The sequence below is a fragment of the Rhodophyticola porphyridii genome, assembly GCF_003688285.1.
GTDB classification, from domain to species: domain Bacteria; phylum Pseudomonadota; class Alphaproteobacteria; order Rhodobacterales; family Rhodobacteraceae; genus Rhodophyticola; species Rhodophyticola porphyridii.
Window position 1 is genome coordinate 165,154 of the sequence record NZ_RCNT01000006.1, and the last position, 24,182, is coordinate 189,335.

General features: G+C 64.7%; 21 protein-coding genes. 10 read left to right on the forward strand and 11 right to left on the reverse strand.

Annotated elements, in window-relative coordinates; all coding sequences use genetic code 11:
• Positions 1–40: 40 nt before the first annotated feature.
• The 10 genes from D9R08_RS12890 to D9R08_RS12935 all read left to right on the forward strand — a co-directional run bounded on the left by D9R08_RS12890 (position 41) and on the right by D9R08_RS12935 (position 12,855).
• A complete protein-coding gene (locus D9R08_RS12890; RefSeq protein ID WP_121898467.1) occupies positions 41–808 on the forward strand; it encodes an NAD kinase in 768 nt (255 codons plus the stop codon).
• 94 nt (positions 809–902) lie between these two features.
• The gene (locus tag D9R08_RS12895; RefSeq protein ID WP_121898468.1) at positions 903–3,182 is read left to right on the forward strand and encodes an NADP-dependent malic enzyme; all 2,280 of its coding nucleotides are present in this window, start codon (positions 903–905) and stop codon (positions 3,180–3,182) included.
• A gap of 173 nt (positions 3,183–3,355) precedes the next feature.
• Positions 3,356–5,257, forward strand: coding sequence for a propionyl-CoA synthetase (locus D9R08_RS12900; RefSeq protein WP_121898469.1), 1,902 nt, complete (start codon positions 3,356–3,358; stop codon positions 5,255–5,257).
• A 217-nt stretch (positions 5,258–5,474) separates the two neighbouring features.
• The gene (locus D9R08_RS12905) at positions 5,475–6,944 is read left to right on the forward strand and encodes a response regulator (protein WP_233557454.1); all 1,470 of its coding nucleotides are present in this window, start codon (positions 5,475–5,477) and stop codon (positions 6,942–6,944) included.
• A 64-nt stretch (positions 6,945–7,008) separates the two neighbouring features.
• A complete protein-coding gene (locus D9R08_RS12910) occupies positions 7,009–7,401 on the forward strand; it encodes a cytidine deaminase (protein ID WP_121898471.1) in 393 nt (130 codons plus the stop codon).
• 4 nt (positions 7,402–7,405) lie between these two features.
• Positions 7,406–8,713, forward strand: a complete 1,308-nt coding sequence (locus D9R08_RS12915; protein WP_121898472.1) for a thymidine phosphorylase — start codon at positions 7,406–7,408, stop codon at positions 8,711–8,713.
• Entirely contained in the window at positions 8,713–9,921 is a 1,209-nt protein-coding gene (locus tag D9R08_RS12920; protein WP_121898473.1) for a phosphopentomutase, read from the forward strand. Before D9R08_RS12915 ends, D9R08_RS12920 begins: the two co-directional genes overlap by 1 nt.
• Positions 9,918–10,907, forward strand: a complete 990-nt coding sequence (locus D9R08_RS12925; protein ID WP_121898474.1) for an adenosine deaminase — start codon at positions 9,918–9,920, stop codon at positions 10,905–10,907. The genes D9R08_RS12920 and D9R08_RS12925 overlap by 4 nt, the downstream gene beginning before the upstream one ends.
• Positions 10,904–11,536: a uracil phosphoribosyltransferase gene (gene upp / locus D9R08_RS12930; protein WP_121898475.1), complete on the forward strand. Its 633-nt coding sequence runs from the start codon at positions 10,904–10,906 to the stop codon at positions 11,534–11,536. The genes D9R08_RS12925 and upp overlap by 4 nt, the downstream gene beginning before the upstream one ends.
• Positions 11,537–11,643: 107 nt before the next feature.
• Entirely contained in the window at positions 11,644–12,855 is a 1,212-nt protein-coding gene (locus D9R08_RS12935) for an SPOR domain-containing protein (protein WP_158598995.1), read from the forward strand.
• Positions 12,856–12,878: 23 nt separating this feature from the next.
• Here D9R08_RS12935 and D9R08_RS12940 read toward each other — a convergent pair whose 3' ends face one another.
• The 11 genes from D9R08_RS12940 to D9R08_RS12990 all read right to left on the reverse strand — a co-directional run bounded on the left by D9R08_RS12940 (position 12,879) and on the right by D9R08_RS12990 (position 24,054).
• Positions 12,879–13,895 (reverse strand): hypothetical protein, encoded by a 1,017-nt coding sequence (locus D9R08_RS12940; protein ID WP_121898477.1) that lies wholly within the window; start codon positions 13,893–13,895, stop codon positions 12,879–12,881.
• 60 nt (positions 13,896–13,955) lie between these two features.
• Positions 13,956–15,533 (reverse strand): ABC-F family ATP-binding cassette domain-containing protein, encoded by a 1,578-nt coding sequence (locus tag D9R08_RS12945; RefSeq protein ID WP_121898478.1) that lies wholly within the window; start codon positions 15,531–15,533, stop codon positions 13,956–13,958.
• Between the two features lie 129 nt (positions 15,534–15,662).
• Entirely contained in the window at positions 15,663–17,294 is a 1,632-nt protein-coding gene (locus D9R08_RS12950) for an AMP-binding protein (RefSeq protein ID WP_121898479.1), read from the reverse strand.
• A gap of 295 nt (positions 17,295–17,589) precedes the next feature.
• On the reverse strand, positions 17,590–19,791 hold the full coding sequence (locus tag D9R08_RS12955; RefSeq protein WP_121898480.1) for a 3-hydroxyacyl-CoA dehydrogenase NAD-binding domain-containing protein: 2,202 nt from the start codon (positions 19,789–19,791) through the stop codon (positions 17,590–17,592).
• Positions 19,792–19,794: 3 nt separating this feature from the next.
• Positions 19,795–20,349: a cupin domain-containing protein gene (locus D9R08_RS12960; protein ID WP_121898481.1), complete on the reverse strand. Its 555-nt coding sequence runs from the start codon at positions 20,347–20,349 to the stop codon at positions 19,795–19,797.
• On the reverse strand, positions 20,336–20,779 hold the full coding sequence (locus tag D9R08_RS12965; RefSeq protein ID WP_121898482.1) for a hypothetical protein: 444 nt from the start codon (positions 20,777–20,779) through the stop codon (positions 20,336–20,338). Before D9R08_RS12965 ends, D9R08_RS12960 begins: the two co-directional genes overlap by 14 nt.
• Positions 20,780–20,871: 92 nt before the next feature.
• Positions 20,872–21,348 carry a hypothetical protein gene (locus tag D9R08_RS12970; protein WP_121898483.1) on the reverse strand — a complete coding sequence of 159 codons (477 nt, stop codon included), beginning with the start codon at positions 21,346–21,348 and terminating at the stop codon, positions 20,872–20,874.
• A complete protein-coding gene (locus D9R08_RS12975; protein ID WP_121898484.1) occupies positions 21,345–21,740 on the reverse strand; it encodes a hypothetical protein in 396 nt (131 codons plus the stop codon). Before D9R08_RS12975 ends, D9R08_RS12970 begins: the two co-directional genes overlap by 4 nt.
• On the reverse strand, positions 21,737–22,165 hold the full coding sequence (locus D9R08_RS12980; RefSeq protein WP_121898485.1) for a hypothetical protein: 429 nt from the start codon (positions 22,163–22,165) through the stop codon (positions 21,737–21,739). Before D9R08_RS12980 ends, D9R08_RS12975 begins: the two co-directional genes overlap by 4 nt.
• A gap of 27 nt (positions 22,166–22,192) precedes the next feature.
• Positions 22,193–23,404, reverse strand: a complete 1,212-nt coding sequence (locus D9R08_RS12985) for an acetyl-CoA C-acetyltransferase (protein WP_121898486.1) — start codon at positions 23,402–23,404, stop codon at positions 22,193–22,195.
• 5 nt (positions 23,405–23,409) lie between these two features.
• Positions 23,410–24,054, reverse strand: a complete 645-nt coding sequence (locus D9R08_RS12990) for a glutathione S-transferase family protein (protein ID WP_121898487.1) — start codon at positions 24,052–24,054, stop codon at positions 23,410–23,412.
• Positions 24,055–24,182: the final 128 nt, after the last annotated feature.

Sequence of the window (24,182 nt, forward strand, 5' to 3'; positions counted from 1 at the left end):
CGCAAAGACTTGGGTCCGGTTCCGAGGACAGGGAGGGGTCATGCCCGCCGCCCGCAATATAGCCTTTCTGGCCAGTGAGATGCCCATCGCGGAGGAGGCACGGGATCGGCTGGCCGCGAGATACGGTCAGCACAAGCCGTCGGAGGCGGATGTGATCGTGGCCCTTGGCGGGGATGGCTTCATGCTGAGCACGCTGCATGCAACCCAGGCGCTGGAGGCGCCAGTCTACGGGATGAACCGGGGCACCGTTGGCTTCCTGATGAACGAATATGCCGAAGACGGCCTGATCGACCGGCTGGAGCGCGCCGAGGAGGCGGTGATCAACCCGCTGCACATGCGCGCCCTGTCCGAAGGCGGGCGGGTGACCGAGGCGCTGGCCATCAACGAAGTCAGCCTGCTGCGCGCGGGTCCGCAAGCGGCCAAGCTGCGGATCTGGGTGGATGGCAAGTTGCGGATGGAGGAACTGGTCTGCGACGGGGCGCTGGTCAGCACGCCCGCGGGGTCGACGGCCTACAACTATTCGGCCCACGGGCCGATCCTGCCCATAGACGCGGACGTTCTGGCCCTGACGGCGATGGCGGCCTTTCGCCCGCGGCGCTGGCGGGGGGCCTTGCTGCCGAAGGGCGCGGTGGTGAGGTTCGAGGTGATGGATCACCTGAAACGCCCGGTCATGGCCGATGCCGACAGCCGCTCGGTCGCCAATGTGATCTCGGTCGAGATCCGCTCGGAACCGTCTGTGGCGCACCGGATCCTGTTCGATCCCGGCCACGGGTTGGAGGAACGGCTGATCAAGGAGCAATTCAGCTGACAGGATGGTCGGGGACGGCGTGGGCCCCCTGTATTGCACTGGCAGCGGGCGGCAAGGTAGTTTAACGCTAAACTATCACTCAAGGGAGGGTGCCATGAACGAAGACAAGCCTGACAGTTTGCGCGCCGCGGCGCTGTTTTATCATGAGCATCCGAAGCCCGGAAAGCTGGAGATCCGGGCCACCAAGCCGCTTGCAAACGGTCGCGATCTGAGCCGCGCCTATTCCCCCGGCGTGGCGGAGGCCTGCCTTGAGATCAAGGAAACCCCGGCGGATGCCGCGCGGTACACCGCCCGCGGCAATCTGGTTGCGGTCGTCACCAATGGCTCGGCGGTACTGGGTCTGGGCAATATCGGCGCGCTGGCATCGAAACCGGTGATGGAAGGCAAGGCGGTCCTGTTCAAGAAGTTCGCCAATATCGACTGTTTCGATATCGAGCTGGATGAAAGCGACCCCGAAAAGCTGGCCGATATCGTCTGCGCGCTGGAGCCAACCTTCGGCGCGATCAATCTGGAAGACATCAAGGCGCCGGATTGCTTTATCGTTGAACGATTGTGCCGAGAGCGGATGAACATCCCCGTGTTCCATGACGACCAGCATGGCACGGCGATCGTCGTGGGCGCCGCCGCGACCAATGCGTTGAAGGTGGTGGGCAAGGCATTCGGCGACATCAAGGTCGTTTCCACCGGTGGCGGGGCTGCGGGCATCGCCTGCCTGAACATGTTGCTGAAGCTGGGCGTGAAACGCGAGAATGTCTATCTTTGCGATCTCGAAGGCCTGGTTTATGAGGGCCGTGAGGCGCAGATGACGCCACAGAAGGCGGAGTTCGCCCAAGGCAGCGCCCCGGCGGCTCTGGGCGACGTGATCGACGGCGCGGATCTGTTTCTGGGGCTCAGCGGCCCCGGCGTTCTGACCCAGGCGATGGTCAGGAAAATGGCCGCCAAGCCGATCATTTTCGCGCTGGCCAACCCGACGCCCGAAATCCTGCCCGATCTGGTGCGCGAGGTTGCGCCCGACGCGGTGATCGCTACGGGGCGCAGCGATTTTCCCAATCAGGTCAACAATGTATTGTGCTTTCCTTTCATTTTTCGGGGCGCGCTGGATGTTGGCGCGACGGAGATCAATGACGAGATGCAACTGGCCTGTATTGACGGGATCGCCGCAATGGCGCGGGCCACGACCAGTGCCGAGGCGGCGGCGATCTACCGGGGCGAGCAGTTGACCTTCGGGCGCGACTACCTGATCCCGAAGCCCTTCGATCCACGGCTGATGGGGGTGGTCGCCAGCGCCGTGGCGAAGGCGGCGATGGACAGTGGCGTGGCGACCCGGCCGATGCGCGATCTTACGGCCTACAAGGCGAAGCTCAACCAGTCGGTCTTCCGCTCCGCGCTGATCATGCGACCGGTTTTCGAAGCGGCGGCCACCACCAGCCGCAGGATCGTCTTTGCCGAGGGCGAGGATGAGCGGGTGTTGCGCGCCGCGCAGGCGATGCTGGAGGAGACCACCGACAAGCCGATCCTGATCGGCCGCCCCGAGGTGATCGAGGCGCGGGTGGAGCGCGCCGGCCTCGATATTCGCCCGACCCGCGATTTCGAGCTGGTGAACCCGGAAAACGACCCGCGCTATCGCGATTACTGGGGCACCTACCACGAGGTGATGCAGCGCCGGGGGGTCACGCCGGATCTGGCCCGCGCGATCATGCGCACGAATACGACCGCAATCGGGGCCGTGATGGTGCACCGCTCCGAGGCCGACAGCCTGATCTGCGGCACCTTTGGCCAATATCTGTGGCACCTGAACTATGTGCAGCAATTGCTGGGGACAGGCACATTGCACCCGGTCGGCGCGCTGAGCCTTATGATTCTGGAGGATGGGCCGCTTTTCATCGCCGATACCCATGTGCACGCCCATCCGACCCCGTTGCAGATCGCCGAGACCGTGATCGCCACCGCGCGCCATGTGCGCCGGTTCGGGGTGGAGCCGAAAATCGCGCTCTGTTCCGGGTCTCAGTTCGGCAATCTGGACAGTGACAGCGGCCAGCGGATGCGCGATGCGCTGATCCTGCTGGACGACCGGGGCTTGGATTTCGAATATGAGGGCGAAATGCATATCGACAGCGCTCTCGACCCGGATCTCCGCGACCGGATTTTCCCGAACTCCCGGCTGGAGGGCGCCGCAAACGCGCTGGTTTTCTCCAACACCGATGCGGCGGGTGCGGCGCGGAACATTCTGAAGATGAAGGCCGGAGGGCTGGAGGTGGGCCCGGTTCTGATGGGCATGGGCAACCGCGCCCATATCGTGACGCCCGCGATCACGGCGCGGGGATTGCTGAACATGTCCGCGCTGGCGGGCACACCGGTCGGGCTTTATGGTTGAACGGCCTGCAGGGGCGGGAGCGGGCCGATAGCCGGATGCGTGCATGTGGCGCAAGCCCGTCCGGCTGCGGGCCGGGCGCGCCCCCCCTGTTACCGCTGCCAGTGACGCCCTGTCGCTTTGCGGGAAAGGCGCCTTCGGCTATGTCTGCGCAACGTTGAAAGGGAGAAAACGCCATGGGCTATCGCGAAATCTATGCGCAGGCTGCGACCGATCCGGACGCATTCTGGATGGCCGCCGCGGATGCGATCGACTGGGACCGGGCACCGACCAAGGCGCTTTTCGACCAGAACGCGCCGCTCTACCAGTGGTTCTCCGACGGGATGGTCAACACTTGCTGGAACGCGGTCGATCGCCATGTGGAGGCCGGTCATGGTGACCGGATCGCGATCATCCATGACAGCCCTGTCACCCATACCAAGCACGAAATCACCTATGCCGAGTTGCAGACCCGTGTCGCCAGCCTTGCCGGTGCGCTGGCTGCCAAGGGCGTAACCAAGGGCGACCGGGTCATTATCTACATGCCGATGGTGCCCGAAGCGCTGGAGGCGATGCTGGCCTGTGCGCGTCTTGGCGCGATCCATTCGGTGGTTTTCGGCGGATTTGCGGCGAATGAACTCGCCGTGCGGATCGACGATTGCACGCCGAAATGCATCATCGCGGCCTCCTGCGGGATCGAGCCGGGGCGGGTGGTGCATTACAAGCCGCTTCTGGACGGGGCGCTTGAGCTGGCCCGCCATCAGCCGGAATTCTGCGTGATTTTTCAGCGCGAACAGGAGGTCGCCCATCTGGAAGAGGGCCGCGACGTGGAGTGGCACGGGTTTCAGTACGGTGTCGATCCGGCCCCGTGCGTGCCGGTCGAAGGCAATCACCCGGCCTATATCCTGTACACCAGCGGCACGACCGGCCAGCCCAAGGGCGTCATTCGCCACACGGGCGGGCATCTGGTCGCGCTGAACTGGTCGATGCGCAACCTTTATGACATGAACCCGGGCGAGGTGTTCTGGGCCGCGTCCGATGTGGGCTGGGTCGTGGGGCATTCGTATATCTGTTACGCGCCGCTCGTTTTCGGATGCACGACGATCGTCTTCGAGGGCAAGCCTGTGGGCACCCCCGACGCGGGCACTTTCTGGCGCGTCATTCAGGATCACAAGGTCAAATGCCTGTTCACCGCACCAACCGCGTTCCGCGCCATCAAGCGGGACGATCCACAGGGCGCGCTGGTTTCGGATTACGATCTGAGCAGCCTGGAGACGCTGTTTCTGGCCGGTGAACGGGCCGACCCGGACACGATCGAATGGGCGCAGGACAAACTGGGCGTGCCGGTGATCGACCATTGGTGGCAGACCGAAACCGGATGGGCGATTGCGGGCAATCCACTGGGGATCGAGAAGCTGCCGGTCAAGATCGGCTCGCCCGCCGTGCCGATGCCGGGATATGACGTGCATATTCTCGACGAGGGCGGGCACCCGGTGAGGGACGGGGAGTTGGGGGCGATTGCGGTGAAATTGCCGCTGCCGCCGGGCACCTTGCCGACGCTCTGGAACGCGGAGGCACGCTATCGCAAAAGCTATCTGGAACATTTTCCCGGCTATTACGAGACGGGGGATGCCGGTTACAAGGATGCCGACGGCTACCTTTACATCATGGCGCGCACCGACGACGTGATCAATGTTGCCGGTCATCGCCTCTCCACCGGCGCGATGGAGGAGGTTCTGGCCGCGCATCCCGAGGTTGCGGAATGCGCGGTGATCGGGGTCAGCGATGGACTGAAAGGGCAGCTTCCCATGGGGTTCCTGTGCCTGAATTCCGGCTCGGCGATGGGTGCCGAGGAGGTCATCGCCGATTGCGTGAAGCTTGTGCGCCAGAAGATCGGGCCGGTTGCCGCGTTCAAGCTGGCGCTTGTGGTCGACCGATTGCCGAAAACCCGCTCCGGCAAGATCCTGCGCGGTACGATGGTCAAGATCGCCGATGGCGAGGATTTCAAGATGCCCGCCACAATCGACGATCCGGCGATTCTCGACGAGATCGCGGTGGCATTGAAAGGAATTGGATATCCAAAAAAAACCAGCCGATAGGAAGAATCTATTGCTCTTGGGTGTCTTGGACTTGTCACCTATCTTAATGTAAAGTTAACGGGTGACGTAACGCAGTAGACCGGCGAGGACGGCTCGCCCTGGAGTTCCCGCCACGATGGACGATATGTCTGGCACCAACCGGCCCGCAAGCGGCGCCGGGAGGCCCGATCCGGTCTCGGAGACATTACGTCTTTTCAATCATGACATTCGCGCCGCTATGTCCGATGTGATCGGCGGGCTGCGGCTTGTGGATATCGACAAGCTGCACCCGGATACCAGAGCGCAGCTGGAGCGGGTTCAGGCCGCCGGAGAGACGCTGGCGGAGCTTGTCGATGCGGCATTGATGGAGGCGGCGGGCGAAACCCTGCTGCGCCTCGACGACAGGGGTATCGACCTGCGCGGGTATCTTACCGGGGTCGAAATGCGGTGGGCGGGCCGCGCTGCGGAGGCCGGGTGCCGTTTCCTTCTGCAAAGTGCGCCGCATTTGCCGGACCGGATAGGCATTCCGCGGATGACTCTGGACCGGATCCTGTCAAATCTGATCGGCAATGCGTTGAAACATGGCCGGGGGGGCGATGTGGATCTGCGGGTAGAGGTGACCGGCGACGGCGCGCTCCGGTTCACGATTGCCGATCAGGGACCCGGGTTTTCCCGCGCGGCGATGATCGGGCTTTTCACGCCGCATTGCGCTGTCAACCATGACAGGCCCCCCGTGTCGGGGCTGGGGCTGCGCATCGCAAAGGACATGGCCATTGGTCTTGGCGGCGATCTGGAACTGTCCGATGCGCCAACCGGGGGCGCGGTGGTCACGCTGGATCTGCCGCCTGCGGCGTGGCAACGATCGCTGACGGCGGGGCAAACCCCCTGCGCACCGCCAGACCTGTCGGATTTGCGCATTCTGGTGGCCGAGGACAATGAGACCAATCAGTGCATCGTCCGGCAGTTGCTGAATACCATGGGTGCGGACCCGGTGATCGCCAATGACGGTATCGAAGCGCTTGAACTGATGGATCGCCAGGAGTTTGACATCGCGTTGGTTGATATCGAGATGCCGCGCATGTCCGGCCTGGAATTCATGCGCTCGATCCGCAATCTGGACGACGGGCGCGCGGCGATGCCGCTGGTGGCGCTGACCGCCTATGTGCTGCGCGACAATCGCGAGGCGATCTATGCCGCTGGCGCGGGAGGCATCATCGCCAAGCCGATCCGGTCGGGTGCGGCCTTTGGCCGGGCAATCCTTCGGCACACGGGCCAGGAGATGTCCGTGACCGATGTGGAGACGGTTATGTCGGCGGCAGCGGGGGGCGCCTCGGGCGAACGGGTGCCGCCGATGGATCAAGCCCAGTTCGATGCGCTGCTGACCACCGCAGGCCCGAACGGCGCGCGCGAATTGCTGTACCATCTGCGAGAGGATCTTCACGATGTGGCCAAGGCGCTCCAGATCGCGTTTCAGGCGGGTGCGTTGCGGGATATCCGGGCGCAGACCCATATTCTGGTCTCTCTCGCGGGAGCTGTCGGGGCAGAGCGTTTACGCCATCTGGCCGAAGCATTGAACATCGCCGCCCAACACGACCGGCGGGACGATCTGCCCGGTCTGGCGGCGGCCTGCCGGGACGATCTGCGCGATCTGATCGCCATTGTCGAAACCCGGCTTGAGGACCTGATGGGTCAGGGGGCGATCGCCTAGGCTTGCGCTTGGTCCCGGCGCGGCACAGACTGGGTTCGGAAACAACACTCTGGAGTCCGCTCGCATGTCCCTTCTGGATGCCGCCGCCGCCGTGCGTCTGAACGCTTACGCGCCTTATTCCGGTTTCAAGGTGGGCGCAGCCCTGCGCAGTGTCGAAGGCCGCGAGCATAGCGGCTGCAACGTGGAGAACATCGCCTATCCCGAGGGCACCTGCGCGGAGGCCGGCGCAATCGCCGCGATGGTCGCCGCCGGGGACAGCCGGATCGCCGAGGTCGCGGTAATCGCGGATAGCCCCGCGCCTGTGCCGCCCTGTGGCGGTTGCCGGCAGAAGCTGGCGGAGTTCGCCGATGGCGACGTGGTGGTGACCCTTGCCACGACCGATGGCGCGACGCTGCGCATGACGGTGGCCGAGCTGTTGCCGGGCGCGTTCAACGCCGACCATATGGACCGGGTCTAAAGCGATGGATGCACGGTCCATCCTGATCAAGGCCCGCGACGGGCTGCCTCTGACGGAAGCCGAGATCTACTGGTTTGCCGAGGGCATCGCCCAGGGGCAGGTCAGCGATATGCAGGCCGGGGCCTTTGCCATGGCGGTTTGCACCAGGGGTCTCAGCCGCGACAACCGTGTGCATCTGACCCATGGCATGCTGCAGACCGGAGAAGTGCTGAAATGGGACCTGGACGGCCCGGTTCTGGACAAGCATTCGACCGGCGGTGTGGGGGATGCAGTGTCCTTGTTGCTGGCACCCGCGCTGGCGGTTTGCGGCGCCTATGTGCCGATGATTTCGGGCCGCGGCCTTGGCCACACGGGCGGGACGCTGGACAAGCTCGAGGCGATCCCGGGCTATCGCACGCAGGTCGGCGTGGAGGAGTTGCAGGAACTGGTGGCCGATATCGGCTGCGCGATCGTGGGGGCGTCGGGCGATATCGCCCCGGCCGACAAACGGCTTTACGGGGTTCGCGATGTCACCGGCACGGTGGAAAGCATCGACCTGATCACCGCGTCGATCCTGTCGAAGAAATTGGCCGCGGGGCTTGAGGCGCTGGTGCTGGACGTGAAGGTCGGATCGGGCGCCTTCATGGCCGATCCGGATGACGCGCTGGCGCTGGCGCAATCGCTGGTGGAAACGGCGCAAGGGGCAGGCTGCATGTGTTCGGCGCTGATCACGGATATGAGCCAGCCCGCGGCCAAGGCCGCCGGTAACGCGCTGGAGGTGATCGAGGTGATGGAGGCGCTGACCGGATCGTCGGTCGGCACGTCGCTCCACCGCTTGACGGTGGCGCTTGGCGGCGAGGTTCTGGCCCTTGGCGGGCTGGCCGCCGATGCCGCCGATGGCGAAGGGCGGATCGCTGCGGCGCTCAGTTCGGGCCAGGCGGCGGAGCGCTTTGGCGAGATGGTCGCGGCCCTTGGTGGGCCCGCGGATTTCGTGGAACGCTGGCGCGACCGGTTGCCCGCGGCGCGGGTGATGATGGATGTGCATCCCGGCGAGCCCGGCCATGTGGCTGCGATCGACACACGCGCGCTGGGCGAAGCGGTGGTGCGTCTGGGCGGTGGGCGGCTGGTGGCGACCGATCAGCTGGATCCGGGCGTTGGCCTGTCGGATATTGCGCCCATTGGTGCGCGTGTCGATGGCGCGCGCCCGCTGGCCCGCATCCATGCCGCAACCGAAGAGGCCGCGCGCGCGCAGGCGGGCCGCATTCGCGATGCATATGTGCTGGCGGAGCGGGCGCCGGACCCGCCGCCGCTGATCCATGAAAGGATCGGCTGATGGCGCGGGCCTTCCTGGTGGTGATGGATTCGGTCGGGATCGGCGGCGCGCCGGACGCGGACCGGTTCTTCAATGGCGACGTGGCCGATACGGGCGCCAACACTCTGGGACATATCGCAGATGCCTGCGCCGCGGGCAGGGCGGAGGAGGGGCGCAGCGGGCCGCTGAAGATGCCGGTTCTGGACGGGCTCGGCCTCGGCGCGGCGGCGCGACTGGCCAGCGATGCCGAGATGCCGGGGTTCACGGCGGAGCCTGTCGGCCTCTGGGGTGCTGCCACGGAGGTCTCTCCCGGCAAGGACACACCATCGGGCCATTGGGAACTGGCCGGGCTGCCGGTGCCCTGGGACTGGACGTACTTCCCCGACAGGTCGCCCTGTTTCCCGGATCATCTGGTGGAGGAGGTCAAGCGGATCGCGGGCGTCGAAGGCATCCTCGGTAACCGCCATGCCTCGGGCACCGTCATCATCGCGGAGGAGGGGGAACGGCACCAGAAAACCGGTTGGCCGATCTGCTACACCTCCGCCGACAGCGTTTTCCAGATCGCGGCCCATGAGGAGAGCTTCGGCCTCGATCGGCTTCTGGATCTGTGCGAACGGCTGGCGCCGCGCCTGCACGAGATGAAGGTTGGCCGTGTCATCGCGCGGCCCTTCATCGGTGATCCGGGGACCTACACGCGCACGGCCAACAGGCGTGATTACGCGATCACCCCGCCCGGGCCTACGCTTTGCGATTGGGTGCAGCAGGCGGGCGGCAAGGTCCATGCCATCGGCAAGATCAAGGATATTTTCGCCACGCGGGGCATTAACGACGTGGTCAAGGGTGAGGATCGCACGCTGATGGAACATCTGGCGCGCGCCGTTTCCGGTGCCGAAGACGGCAGCCTGACATTCGCCAATTTCGTGGAGTTCGACAGCCTTTACGGCCACCGGCGCGACGTGTCTGGCTATGCGCGGCATCTGGAGTGGTTCGATGGCTGCCTGCCGCCGGTCCTTGCCGCTCTGCGCCCCGATGATCTGATGCTGTTCACCGCCGATCACGGAAACGACCCGAGCTGGCCCGGGACCGATCATACCCGCGAACGCGTTCCGGTGGTTGCGGCCGGCCCCTATTCGGGGCAGATCGGGCAGGTGGCATTCGTGGATGTGGCGGCTTCGGTCGCGGCTCATCTGGGGGTGCCGGCGCAAGGACCGGGAAAACGTTTCATATGAGTCTGGCCACGCTGCCCAAGATCGAACTGCACCTGCATCTGGAGGGCGCGGCTCCACCTGCCTTCATTCGCGGTCTGGCCGCTGAAAAAGGCATAGATCTGCGCGATATCTTCACCGAAGACGGCGGGTATGCCTATCGGGATTTCACCCATTTTCTGAGCGTCTACGAGGCTGCGACCAGTGTGCTGACCGGCCCTGACGACTTCGCCCGGCTGACCACGGCGGTGCTGGCGGAAAGCGCGGCGCATGGCGTGATCTATACCGAGGCATTCCTGTCGCCCGATTTCTGCGGCGGTGGCGATCTGGGGGCGTGGCGCGAATATCTTGCCGCGATCCGCGAGGCGGCGGACCGGGCCGAGGCGTCCGACGGGATCGTCATGCGTGGCATCGTCACCCCGATCCGTCATTTCGGGCCTGAACGTGCCAAGCCGATTGCCCTTTGCGCCGCGGAGACCGCGGGCGAGTTTATCACCGGGTTCGGTATCGGCGGCGATGAAATGGCCGGCAAGCTGAAGGATTTCGCCTGGAGCTTCGACATGGCGCGGGAGGCGGGCCTGCGCATCACCGCCCATGCGGGCGAGTGGGGCGGCGCCGGCTCCGTCTGGGACGCGATCAACGATCTGGGTGTGGAACGGGTCGGGCATGGCGTGCAGGCGATCGAGGATCCTGCGCTGGTGGACCATCTGGCCGAAACCGGCGTGGTTCTGGAATGCTGTCCCGGGTCCAACGTGGTTCTCGGCGTGTTTCCTTCATGGGAAAGCCATCCGATCGAAAAGCTGCGCACCCGGGGTGTGCGGGTCACCGTCTCCACCGATGATCCGCCGTTTTTCCGCACCACCATGTCCTATGAATATGGGCGTCTGGCCGATACGTTCGGTTGGGACGAGGAGATATTTGCACAGCTCACCCGAACCGCGCTGGAGGCGGCCTTCTGCGACGAGGCCACCCGCGAAACCCTGGCCAAGAAACTGGAGCCGAGCATATGAGCGACCATCTGAACATCGTCGAGCACCCGCTGGTGCAGCACAAGCTGACATTGATGCGGGAAACCGGTACCTCCACGGCTGTTTTTCGGCAATTGTTGCGCGAGATCAGCTTGTTGCTGGCCTATGAGGTCACCCGCGGCCTGCCGATGATGACCCGGTCCATCGAGACGCCGCTGGAGCGGATGGATGCGCCGGTTCTGGCGGGCAAGAAACTGGCGCTGGTGTCCATTTTGCGCGCGGGCAACGGACTTCTGGACGGGATACTGGAGTTGATCCCGTCGGCGAGGGTGGGCTTTGTCGGGCTCTACCGGGATGAAGAAACGCTGCAACCGGTTCAATACTATTTCAAGGTGCCCACGGAGCTTGAGGACCGGCTGGTGATCGCGGTCGATCCGATGCTGGCCACGGGCAATTCCTCGGCCGCGGCGATCGATCTGCTGAAGGAGGCGGGCGCCACCAATATCCGGTTCCTCTGCCTTCTGGCCGCGCCCGAAGGGGTGGCCCGGATGAAGGAGGCACATCCCGACGTGCCGATTGTGACCGCCGCGCTGGACAGCCATCTGAATGAAAAGGGTTACATCGTTCCGGGTCTAGGGGATGCGGGTGACCGGATGTTCGGCACAAAATAAGCGATTTCAGTTCTTTACTTGAAAACAATCCTCCGTCACAGTTTCAGCCAAGATTCTGGGGGAATCCGATGCGTGTGTTGCCAATTGCCGTTCCGGTTTGCTTTGCGTTGACCCTTGCCCTGGGGTTTGGCCTTGCCATGCCGGGGGCCGCTCAATCCGTCTCTGACGTGGGCGGGCCGGCAGAGGTGCCGCCGACCAGCTATACCGCCAATCAATATGTGGATAGCCGAGGCTGCGTCTTCATCCGCGCGGGCTTTGGCGGGAACACCACCTGGGTGCCCCGGGTCAGCCGGTCGCGGCAGGTGCTTTGCGGCTATACCCCCTCGCTTGACACCCGCGCGGCAGCCGCGCCCGCCGCCGCGCCACGGGCTGCGCCTGCGCCCGAGGTCGTGCGCACGGCGCCCGCGGCCACGACCGCATCGGCCGCGCCCCGGCCCGGTACAGGCGCGACGGGGCAGGTGTTCCGGCCCGCCGGTGCGGCGAACACCGCGGGTGCATCCACCCCCAGAGCCGCACGCACCACGACGACGATCCTGCAGGAGCCCGTGGCAACGGCAGCAGCGGCAGGCCGACCGGCGCCCGCCAGCCAGACGGTGGCGACAGGATGCCCGAATTTCCCTGCCACCGATCAGCGCTACCTGCGCGGCGAGGGGGTGCGCTGCGGCCCGCAGCCCAACCATCCCGGCGGCGGCCCGGCCATCGGACAGGTGGCAGGCACCACCGCCGCGGCGGTGGTGCGGCCCGTCCAACCGGTCATTCCGCCAGGCTATCGCGCGGCCTGGGAGGATGGTCGGCTGAATCCCAATCGCGGGCCGCAAACGGCCCTTGGTGACGCCCAGATGAGTATGATCTGGACCGATGAATTGCCCCGCCGGGCGGTCGAGTGGTCCCCGAGCCAGGATGGCACCGTCTATTCCACGCCGATCCTGCGCGGGCAGAACACGCCCCGTTCCCATGCGGCCGATGATGTGATGCTGGTGCCGCGTGTGGCCCCGACCGCCTCCAGCCGCACACCGATGACGCAGACCCGTGCGGTAAGGGCGCCCCGTGCCCCGACCGCCGCCGCGCCTGGCGCTGTCGACAGGGCGCCCGGCCACCGCTTCGTGCTGGTCGGGCGGTATGGCAGCCAGGCGGATGCGAGACTTGCCCGCGACCATCTGGCGGCGCGTGGATTGGGTGCCAGTATCGGCCTCTCCCAACGTGGCGGAGGCGCGACCTATGTGGTGTTGGCCGGCCCCTATGGCGACAGCGCCGCGCTGGACCGTGCGTTGCAGACCGCGCGTGGCGCCGGGTTCGGCGGCGCGGTCACGCGTCGCTGAGGGGCCGCGGGTTCCGGCCCGGATCAGCCGCCGCAGATCTGCTGCAGTGCGACCCAGCTTTCGTCTGGCAACAGCGGTGCGCGCAGGCGGGCGCGCATCGGATCCCCCTCGATCAGCGGAAGCGTCGTTTCGCCGGACAGATCAAGCGCGAAGGCATAAGGTTCCGATGACAGCTCCGCCGCGGCGAAACGGGCCAGAAGTGCGTCGTCGGTGACGGGCTGCGGGGTGCGTGTCAGAAGCGTGGCGGCATGGGCATGGAGGTGGCGCGGGTCGATCTCGCCCGTGGTCAGCATGCGGAATGTGGCGACCAGCCCGGCCTCCTCCAGAAGTCGGACTGCGGGGTCCTGCATCGCCCGGCGCTCATCCTCGGCCAGAAGATAGCCGGCCAGCACCTCCGGCGTTTCGTAATCCTCCACAAGGGACCGGTTGAGAACGATGATGTCCCCCGGTAAATGGGCGCTCCCCGGCACCGACGACGGGAGCACCACCAGCCTTGGCGCGTCAGGACCAAGGGTTTCGCGCGCAAGGCCCGCCAGAGCCCGCACCCCGGCCGTGTCGCCGCAGGGGCGTCCGGCAAGCGTTGCCATTTCGGCCAGGATCTGACGTCCGAGCTCCGCCCGTTTCGCATCGGGCAGCACGGCGGCGGTCTGCCGCAGAAGCGCGCCCGGCAGCCAGAAGATCACGGCCATGACGATCACGAAGCTGATCAGGGCGCCCAGAACCAGCCGCAGCCGGCCAGGATGGGGCCGAGACCGTTCGATCACGCCGCGCACCTTTTCAATCGCGGCGATCATCTCGGGTTCGCTCAGTTCGAGGATCTCGTCGGCCTGGGTGTCCGGGGCGTAAAGAGCGGGCGTCTTTCCGGGGTTCAGCCGTTCGATGGCGGGCAGCGACCAATGGGAGAGGGCGGTTTCGCTGAGCGTGGAGATCATCAGCGTCGCGTCGCCGAGAGACACCAGTACCTCACGGCGCTGGCTGTCCTCGGTTTCGCGCCAGAGGCCGGTCGCCTCCAGCCGCTGATATTCGGTAAGCACCGTCATGCCAGATCTACTGCCCGTTGTTTTGCAGGAAGGATAGCCGATGGCGAAAACCCGCTCAACTTAAAGCTCGATCCGGCGCGTGACGCCGATGTTCCGCAAAAAGGCCTCCTCATGGCTGACGACAAGAAGCGCGCCGTCATAGGCCGCCAGCCCGGCCTCGATCGCGGTGATCGCGTCAAGGTCCAGATGATTGGTGGGTTCATCCAGGATCAGAAGTCGCGGCAGCCGGGTGCGGCCAAGGATGCAGGCAAGCCCGGCGCGCAGCATCTGGCCGCCGCTGAGCCTGCCCACAGGTTGCAAGGCCGCATCTCCGCGAAACAGGAACCGGGCAAGCGCCGCGCGACAGGCGTTTTCGTCGGCCTGCGGGTTCAGGGCCCGAAAGTTCTCACGCAGGGAGAGCGCGGGATCCAGCAGCGCGACATTCTGGTCCAGAAAGGCGTGATCCGGGACAATGGCGACCGTTCCCGAATGCGGGGCCAGCGCGCCGGTCACCAGATGCAGGAGCGTTGATTTTCCCGCCCCGTTCGCACCGATCAGGGCAAGTCGTTCGGGGCCTGTGATCTGGAACGACAGATTGCGGATGACCGGTGCCGCGGGATCGAACCCGCCGGTGAGATCCTCGACGCGCAGCACCGTTTGCCCTTTCGCCAGCCCTGTCGGCGGTAGATGGACTGCCAGCGGGGTCAGGCGCTCCACGCGGGCGGTGGCCTCCGCCACGGCGGCCTCTGCGGCATCGGCCTGCTTTTCTGCCAGGCGGGCAAGCGCGCCTGCTGTCGCCTCGGCGCGGGCCTTCGCCTTGTCGGCGGCGATCTTGGGAATGCTTCCGTTGCGCCTTTTGGCCCGCCCGTAGCGGTCCTTGCGGGCTTTGCGCTCAAGGGTGGTCTGCCGCCTGCGCCCGGTCTGGGCCAGATGCCGTTGGGCGATATCCAGATCACGGGTTGCCGCGGCCAGTTCGATGTCCTTTTGCGCCCGATAGGCGCTGTAATTCCCGCCATAGGTCGCAGCGCCAAGGGGGGTCAACTCCACGATTGCGTCCATGATTTCAAGGAGATCACGGTCATGGCTGACGATGATGGCGCCTCCGGACCAGCCCTCCAGCAGGTCCATCAGCGCCATGCGACCACCCGCATCGAGATTGTTGGTGGGTTCATCCAGAAGCAGCATGTCGGGTGCGCCAAAGGTCAGCGCGGCCAGCGCCGCACGGGTCTGCTGCCCGCCCGATAGCTGCGCCAGCGGGGTGCCGACGGGGGTCGACAGATCGAACCGGGACAGCGCCGCCGCGATCCGCGCCTCAAGCGTCCAGTCGGCATGGGCCAGTTCCGCCGTGGCCGCCATCCCGGCCTCCGCCCGGGTCAAGAGGTCAAGGGCGGCGCGTGCATCGAACAGATCGGCGATGGTCTCGCCCGGGCGCGGCTCCGTCTGCTGGGCCAGCATGGCGATGGTGCCGTCGCAGGTGATCTGGCCGGAGCGGGGCTGCAAGGCACCCTGCATCAGACGCAGAAGCGTGGTCTTGCCCACGCCGTTGCGGCCGACAAGGCCGGTGCGAACGGGCCCGAACAGCAGGTTGAGATCGGTGAAAAGAGGCTGGCCGTCAGGTGTGGACCAGGACAGGTTCGAAAGCTGGATCGTCGCAGGCATGAGAGGTCATTTCCACAAGGACAGAAAAACGCGTCGCGGGTGTCTTGTGGAAAGTCGTCATCGAACCGGGGCTCCTCATCTGCTTGTCCAGAGGTAGTGTGCGGCGGGCTCCGGATCAAGCGGGAGATTTCAGAGCGTTTTGGCCTGCTGCCTGAGGTCGAACTTCTGGATCTTGCCCGTCGAGGTCTTGGGCAGGTCGGCAAACACCACATGTTTGGGTGTCTTGAACCCTGCCAGACGCTGACGAACAAAGGCGATCAGTTCCGCCTCGGTGGCGCGGGCGCCGTCTTTCAGCTCCACGAAGGCGCATGGCACCTCGCCCCATTTCTCGTCCGGCTTGGCGACCACGGCGCAAAGCGACACGGCCGGATGATGCATCAACGCGCCCTCCACTTCGACGGAACTGACATTTTCGCCGCCCGAAATGATGATGTCCTTTGCCCGGTCGGCGATCTGCACATAGCTGTCGGGGTGTTGCACGGCGATGTCGCCGGTGTGGAAATAGCCGCCCGCAAAGGCCTCTGCGGTGGCGCGCGGGTTCTTGTAATATCCTTTCATCACCGAGTTGCCGCGCATTACAATCTCCCCCAATGCGGCGCCGTCCATCGGGATCTGCGTCATCGTCTCGGGGTCCACCACGGTCACGTGGTCCATGTTCGGAAAGGCCACGCCCTGGCGTGCCTTGATTGCCGCGCGGGTATCTGGCGGCAGATCATCCCAGAGGCCATCCTGCCAGGTGCATTCGGTGGCCGGGCCATACACCTCGGTCAGGCCATAGACCTGGGTGACGTTGAAGCCCATCGTCTCGATCGCGGCCAGCGTGGCCGCCGCCGGCGGTGCGCCCGCGGTGAAGACCTCCACCACGTGACCGAAATCGCGCCGCTCGTCGTCGCGCGCGTTGACGATCATGTTCAGCACGATCGGAGCGCCGCCGAAATGGGTCACGCCGTCATCGGCGATAGCGTTGTAGATGTTCGCGGCGGTGATCTCGCGGCAGCAGACGGTCGTTCCGCCAAGCGCCGGCATCGCCCAGACATGGCACCAGTTGTTGCAGTGGAACAGGGGCACGATGGTGAGATAGCGGGGATAAAGCGTCATCCGCCAGGAGATCGGCGTGCCAAGCGTGATCAGGTAGGCGCCCCGGTGGTGATAGACCACGCCCTTGGGACGCCCGGTGGTGCCGGATGTATAGTTGAGCGCGATGCTTTCCCATTCGTCTTCGGGCATGATCCAGGGTGCCTCTGCATCCCCCTCGGCCAGAAGCGCGTCATAGGTGAGATGCCGGCCGGAGGCATGATATCCGGCCTGTTCGTCCGGCACCTCTACAATCAGCGGCTGCTCGCCCTCTATCGCACCGATGGCGGCCTCCAGCACCGTCAGGAACTGGGTATCGGCCAGAACGACCTTCGCCTCACCATGATCGAGGATGTAGCTGATCGTGCCGGGATCCAGGCGGATATTGATGCTGTTCAATACCGCCCCCGCAGCCGGAACGCCGAAATGGGCCTCCACATGGGCAGGGATGTTCGGAAGCATGGCGGCCACAACATCGCCCGGCGCCACGCCGCGTTTTGCAAGGGCCGATGCAAGGCGGGAGACCCGCGCGTGATACTCCGCATAGCTGATGCGAAAATCGCCATAGACCAGCGCCTCGCGCGTCGGAAACACCGAGGCTGCCCGTGCAAGATGAGACAGCGGGGTGAGCGGCACATGGTTTGCCGGGCGCTTCTCCAGCCCGGTTTCGTCCTTCATCCAGCCCATAGAGTCCCCCTCTCCGCTAAACCCCGCGATCTATTGGCAGTATTAGATGGCAGAGGGCAGGTGGAAAGGGAAGAAGGGCCGCTTTCGGGGGCTCCTGTCGTTCGATCCATCTCGCCACTGCCCCGCGGCCACGGCAACCGGGGAGCGATCCGGCTGCGCATGGCATGAGATGAAGGAGGGACGCGAGAGGGGATGCCCCGGGATCAGACGGAGGTGGTTTCGCCGCGATTCCGGGGCACAGCCGAGACGGCGCCCCCGGTCGTGCCGGGAGCGCATTTTTCCGTACCGGTGCGGGTCAGGCGGCGGCTTTGGCCTCGGGCCCGAAGCGGCCATAAAAGCTCTGGCCCTTGTCGGCCATCTCGCGCAGGAGATCCGGGGTCGTGAAGCGCGCGCCATAGGCCTTGGTGAGCTGGTCGCAGCGGTCCGCGGCATAGGGCGCACCCAGGATGTCCAGCCAGCTGAACGGACCGCCCGACCAGGGGGCGAAGCCCCAGCCCAAGATCGCGCCCACATCGCCCTCGCGGATGTCCATGAGCACCTCGTCTTCCAGCGCGCGGACGGCCTCCAGCACCTGGGCGAAGAGCAGCCGGTGCTGAACCTCGATCAGGTCTGGCTGGTCCTCCGCAAGCGGATACTTGTCGGCCAGCCCGTCCCAGAGCCCAAGACGTTTGCCCTTCTCGTCATAGGTATAGAAACCTGCATTCGCCTTACGGCCGAGACGGCCTTCCGCCTCCATCCAGAATAGCAGTTCGTCGACGCTGTCATCATAGGCATCGCCCATCGCGGCCTTGGTGGCCTTGGCGATCTTCACGCCCAGATCGATGGAGGTCTCGTCGGTCAGTTGCAGGGGGCCAAGCGGCATCCCCACCAGCTTGGCGGCGTTTTCGATCAGGGCCGGAGCCACGCCCTCCTTCACCATCCGGATGCCCTCGTTGATATAGGGAATGATGCAGCGATTGGCGTAGAAGAAGCGCGCATCGTTCACCACGATCGGGGTCTTGCGGATCTGGCGCACGAAATCGAGCGCCTTGGCCACCGCCACATCGCCGGTTTTCTCGCCCCTGATGATCTCCACCAGCATCATCTTGTCGACGGGGGAGAAGAAGTGAATGCCGATGAACTGTTCGGGCCGGGCGCTGGCCTTGGCCAGTTCGGTGATCGGCAGGGTGGAGGTGTTGGTGGCGAAAATCGCGTCTTCGGGGATAACGGCTTCGGTTTTCTTGGTGACCTCGGCCTTGACGCTGACATCCTCGAACACCGCCTCCACGATCAGATCGCAGCCGTCAAGTGCCGCATAATCCGTGGTGGCCGTGATCCGGCCCAGAACCTGATCTTTCTTCTCCTGCGTGACCTTCTTGCGGGCCATTCCCTTGTCGAGAAGATCGGCGGAGTAGGATTTGCCCCGGTCCGCGGCCTCCTGCGCGTTGTCGATCAGCACCACCTCGATGCCCGCATTGGCCGAGACATAGGCGATACCCGCGCCCATCATGCCCGCGCCGAGGATGCCGACCTTGCGCACTTTCTGGTCGTCCACCGACGGACGGTTCGCCCCTTTTTCCAAGGCTTCCTTGTTTATGAAGAGCGAGCGGATCATGGCCGAGGAGGAGGGGTTCATCAGCACCGAGGTGAACCAGCGCGCCTCGATCGTCAGCGCGGTGTCGAAGGGCACCAGCGCGCCCTCGTAAACGGCTGACAGCAGCGCCTTGGCCGCGGGGTAGACGCCCTTTGTCTTGCCGTTGATCATGGCGCTGGCGCCCACAAAGGTCATGAAGCCAGCCGGGTGATAGGGCGCGCCGCCGGGCATTTTCCAGCCCTTCTGGTCCCAGGGTTTGACGATATCGGCATCGGTAGCAGAGAGAACCCATTCCTTTGCCTTTTCAAGCAGTTCGCCGGCGGGCACCACCTCGTCGACCAGTTGCGCCGATCTCGCCTTGGCGGGGTCGAGCGTCCGGCCTTCCAGCAGCACCGGCGCGGCGGCCATGGCGCCCACCATGCGGGAATAGCGCGTGGTGCCGCCGCCGCCCGGGAAGATCCCGACGAGAATCTCGGGCAGGCCGATCTTCGCCTTGGGATTGTCGGCCATGAAGCGGCGATGACAGGCAAGCGCGATTTCGGTGCCGATGCCCATGCAGGTGCCGGTGATGGCGCAGGCGACGGGCTTGCCGCCCTTGTTGGTTTTCGGGTCCATCCCGGCGCGTTCCAGTTTGCGCAGGATCCGATGGCCGTTCATGGTGAAATCGAACAGGCCCTTGGCCGGGTCATCGCCGCTTTCCTGACGGATCGAGGCGAGCACGTTCAGATCCATTCCACCGGCAAAGGTTTCCTTGCCTGAGGTGATGACGACGCCTTTCACCGCGTCGTCCGCAAGGGCCTGATCGATCAGTGTTTCCACCATTTCGAAGGCGTCCCGGCTCAGCACATTCATCGATTTCCCGGCCACGTCCCAGGTAATCACGGCCACGCCGTCGGCGTCGGTTTTCATCGTAAAGTCAGTCATTTCTCAATCCCTTTCGGTTCGGGTTTCGGGGATGCACGGGCCCTGCAAAGAGATGCGGGCCGATGCATAAGTCGGTTTGAAACGGGTCATGACGGCTCCTTCGTAGTCGCGGCCGTCCTTATGGGTGAAGCGGGCCTTCCCGTCGGCCATCTCCACGGCCAGATCGACATCGGAATAGGTCGCGCGTTCGGGGTTCATCTTGCTGCCGACGACCAGAAATCTTGCCACGCTCTCCGATCGGTTGACGAGATGATGGCCATTGGCCTCGGCCGCGGGGAAGGCGGCGCAATCGCCGGGCCCCATGACATGTTCGCCGTCATCGTCGATCAGAAGGCAGATGCCTTCGGTCACCATCACGAATTCATCCTCCCGTTCGTGCCAGTGACGCAGGGAGGATCTGGCGCCCGGCTCAAGCGTCACCAGATTGACGCCGAACTGTGTCAAACCGCCCGCCTCGCCAAGCCGGAGAGACGACCGGCCGGCCATCTGGGCCGCATAGGGCGCGGGATAGATCGAGCCGGTCTTCACCGGTACGCTTGCGAGGTCAAGTTTGGGCATTGTCGGCTCCACAGACCCGCGGCAGAAGATCCGGCCAGGTCACGTAGTCCGCATGCTGGATCACGCGGCGCACTTTCCAGATCCCCTCGATGTTTTCCAGCTCCAGAGAGCTGGGAAAGGACGGCATCGCCTCCTCGGCGCCCCTCATCAGGCGGCTCCCGTGCAGACCGATGATCCGGTCGGGCCCTTCGAACCGCGCTTCCTCGCAGGTCCGCAGGTAATCGGTGATCCCGCCGCTGCGCAGGGTGAGGGACCAGATATGAAACTTGTCCCGCGCATCGTCCAAGGTCGAGATCACGATCTTCTCGGACGCGGTTTCGACGTAATGCGGTGCGGCGATGTTCTCCAGAAAAAGCGCATCGTCCCCCGACATGATCGCGCGGGAAAGCTTGTCCAGCACGGCCTGATATATCTGACGTGGGTCAGTCATTTGGTCTCCAAGAAGCGCTCGCCGGAGGTTCTCCGACGTTTGAGGCCGCGCGGCTTCGGACGGTGCGCGCCGCGATGGCCCCCGATGTGATGTCATGGGTCTTCATCGCCGATTGTGTCTTTCTGCTCGGGCAGTTTCGGATTCGTCGGGACCTTCGGCAACAGGACCGGCCAGGTGGTGTTGCCGATCGCATTCAGGGCATTGCCGACCTTCCAGACGCCATCGACACGGTCCAGGACCAGCCGGTTGGGATAGGCCGGGGCCAGGTAGATGGCGTTGCGCAGGATGTGACTTGTATGCTCGCCCACGATCCGATCCGGTGTTTCAAACTCCGCCTGATCGGTCAGGCGGATGTAATGGGTTGCACGATGGGCTTTCAGCGAGGCCGAAAACCCTTCGAAACTGCGTCGTAGCTCGTCTTCATCTTCCATTCGCAACGTGCCCGACAGCGTCTGCATGACGTGGGGCAGGGTAAAGTAGGGCCCGAATTTGCTGAAATCCCCTTCCAGCAGGGCGTCCGAAAGCACGTCGATCACGCGCTGGTATATCTCTCTCGCTTCCTCGCTCATGATCGGTCCGTAGAGGTCATCCGGATTTCGCTGAGCTGGCTCAGGCTGATGACCGTGCAGGTCACGTTGTCGACATGGGCGCGCAGCTTGGTGCTGGGCCAGATACCCTGCTGAAGCTCCAGAACCATCTCATTGCTGTAGGGGTCGATCACGTACTTGCCGCCGCGCAGGACACAGGCGGCATGGCGACCGTGGCGGCGCAGGTCGTCGCGGGAGTGTGCGGCGGCCTCGGCCATGCGGCCGGGACCGTGGAGCCCGGGCTGCCGATCGGCGCTCCGCATGGTTTGCGGATCGTGCATCGCCGCGGCGACGGCGGCGACGGGGCCCTGCCGGAGCAAACCCGTCACTTCGCCGGGATCGGCCCGGCTGACATCTGCGGCGCGCTCGGTCATGTGTTCACCCGCGGCAAGAGATCGGGCCACGCGATGTAGCGGGCATGGTGTCGCGAAACGGTGCAGCCCCAGACGTCTCCCCGCCATTCCAGGGACGCCGTATTGGAGAATCGCGGCACGACCAGAGAACTCCCCGACATGAGGAAGGTCTCGTGTTCGCCTTCGATGCGGTCCGGCCCGTCGAACCGCGCCCGGCGCGCGATCCGGATATAGGCATCGACGCCATGACCGCGGAGCGCTCCGCAGAAGCCGTGAAACTGCCTCACAACATTTTCCCGGCTTTCCAGCAGCACCCGGAAGGTTTCCGTTTCGATGACATGGGGCAGGAAGATCCGCGCCGCGAAGGCATCCGAATCGGCGGCGAGCACGGCGGCGCCCATCTCGTCGAGGAAGGTCTGATAGATATCCAGCGCCTGAACGGTCATGAAAACGCTCCGAGCGACCCTGCGGGCTTACACGCGTTCGATGATCGTGGCCGCGCCCATGCCGGAGGCGACACAGAGCGTGGCAAGCCCGGTTCCCTTGCCGCTACGCTCAAGCTCATCAAGCAGCGTACCGATGATCATCGCGCCTGTCGCGCCAAGCGGGTGGCCCATCGCAATGGCGCCGCCATTCACGTTGACCTTACCATGATCCACGTCAAAGGCCTGCATAAAGCGCAGCACGACCGACGAGAATGCCTCGTTGACCTCGAAGAGGTCGATATCCCCGATGCTCATGCCGCTGTCGGCGAGAATCTTTTCGGTCGCGGGCACCGGGCCGGTCAGCATGATCGTGGGGTCGGTACCGATCTTGCATGTGGCGCGGATCCGGGCGCGGGGTTTCAGCCCGCGGGCTTCGCCAAACGCCTTGTTGCCGATCAGAAGCGCAGCGGAGCCATCGACGATGCCGGAGCTGTTGCCCGCGTGGTGGATATGGTTGATCGCCTCCAGATGAGGGTATTTCATCAATGCGATCTGGTCGAAGCCGGGCATCACCTCGCCCATCTCCTTGAACGCCGGTTTCAGGCTGCCGAGGGTCTGCATATCGGTGCCGGGGCGCATGTATTCATCGGTATCGAGGATGGTCAGCCCGTTGCGGTCCTTGACGGTGATGATCGAGCCGGCGAACCGGTTGTCGTCCCATGCAGCCTTGGCGCGCGCCTGGCTTTCCATGGCCAGCGCGTCGGCGTCGTCGCGGGAAAATCCGTACTCGGTGGCGATGATGTCGGCCGAGATCCCCTGCGGGACGAAATAGGTCTCCATCGCGATGGACGGATCGACCGCGATCGCCGCTCCGTCGCTGCCCATGGCGACGCGTCCCATCATCTCGACGCCCCCTGCGATATAGGCGTCGCCACCCCCGCCGCGGACCTGATTGGCCGCAAGGTTGACCGCCTCCAGCCCGCTCGCGCAGAACCGGTTGATGGCGAGGCCGGGGATGCTTTCATCCAGATCGGAGGCCAGAACGGCGGTTCGTGCCAGACATCCGCCCTGTTCGCCGACCTGGGTGACATTGCCCCAGATCACGTCTTCGACGGCATGACCGTCAAGGTTGTTGCGGTCCTTCAGGGCGTTGAGCGTAACGGCGGAGAGGCGCGCTGCGGTCACCTCGTGCAGGGCGCCATCCTTGCGGCCTTTGCCGCGCGGGGTGCGGATCGCGTCGTAGATATAGGCATCGGTCATGAGTATCAGCTCCGAAGGTCTTGGCCCACCGTGGGGGCGGGCATCAGGTCATAGGGATGTTGCCAGCCGGGTGTGGCGGCGATGGAGATCAGCCAGCGGTCGATATTCGGGTAATCGGCCCGCTCGAAGGTGAAGGGCTCAGAGTAGAAGAGGTATCCGGCGCAGGAGATATCGGCTATGGTAAGGCCGTTGCCCACCAGCCATTCGCGATCGGCCAGCGCGGTATTCATGACCTTCAGCGCCGATGCAAGGCGCGCGGCCATATACCCGTTCACATCCGCATTTCTCTTGGCTTCGGGAAGGAAGTTCATGTTGAAGCGCAAGGGGCCGGCGACCCCCGATACCTTGTGATTGTCGAAAAAGATCCAGCGCAGGACCTCGCGCCGTTCGTCGGCGCTGGTTCCGCCCAGTTTACCGGTCTTCGAACTGATGTAATCAAGGATCACACCGGATTGGGACAGGGTGATATCGCCGTCGACCAGCACGGGCACCTCGCCCATCGGGTTAAGCGCGCGGAATTCCGGTGTGCGGGTTTCGCCCGCGAAGAAATCGACGAAGACCGGCTCCCACTCAAGCTCTGCGAGTTCCAGCGCCAAAGCGGCCTTGTAGGCGTTGCCGCTTTCGGCAAAGCAATGAAGTTTCATGGTCATGTTTCGCGCCTCCCCCGCGCGGGGTCTTTATGATGCCAGATGGCGCGGGAGCAAACCCCCGCGCCATGCCTGCGCTTCTGAAACATGAGGTCGGCCCGTGAGGCGGCCCCTGTGTCTGTCTTGCCCGC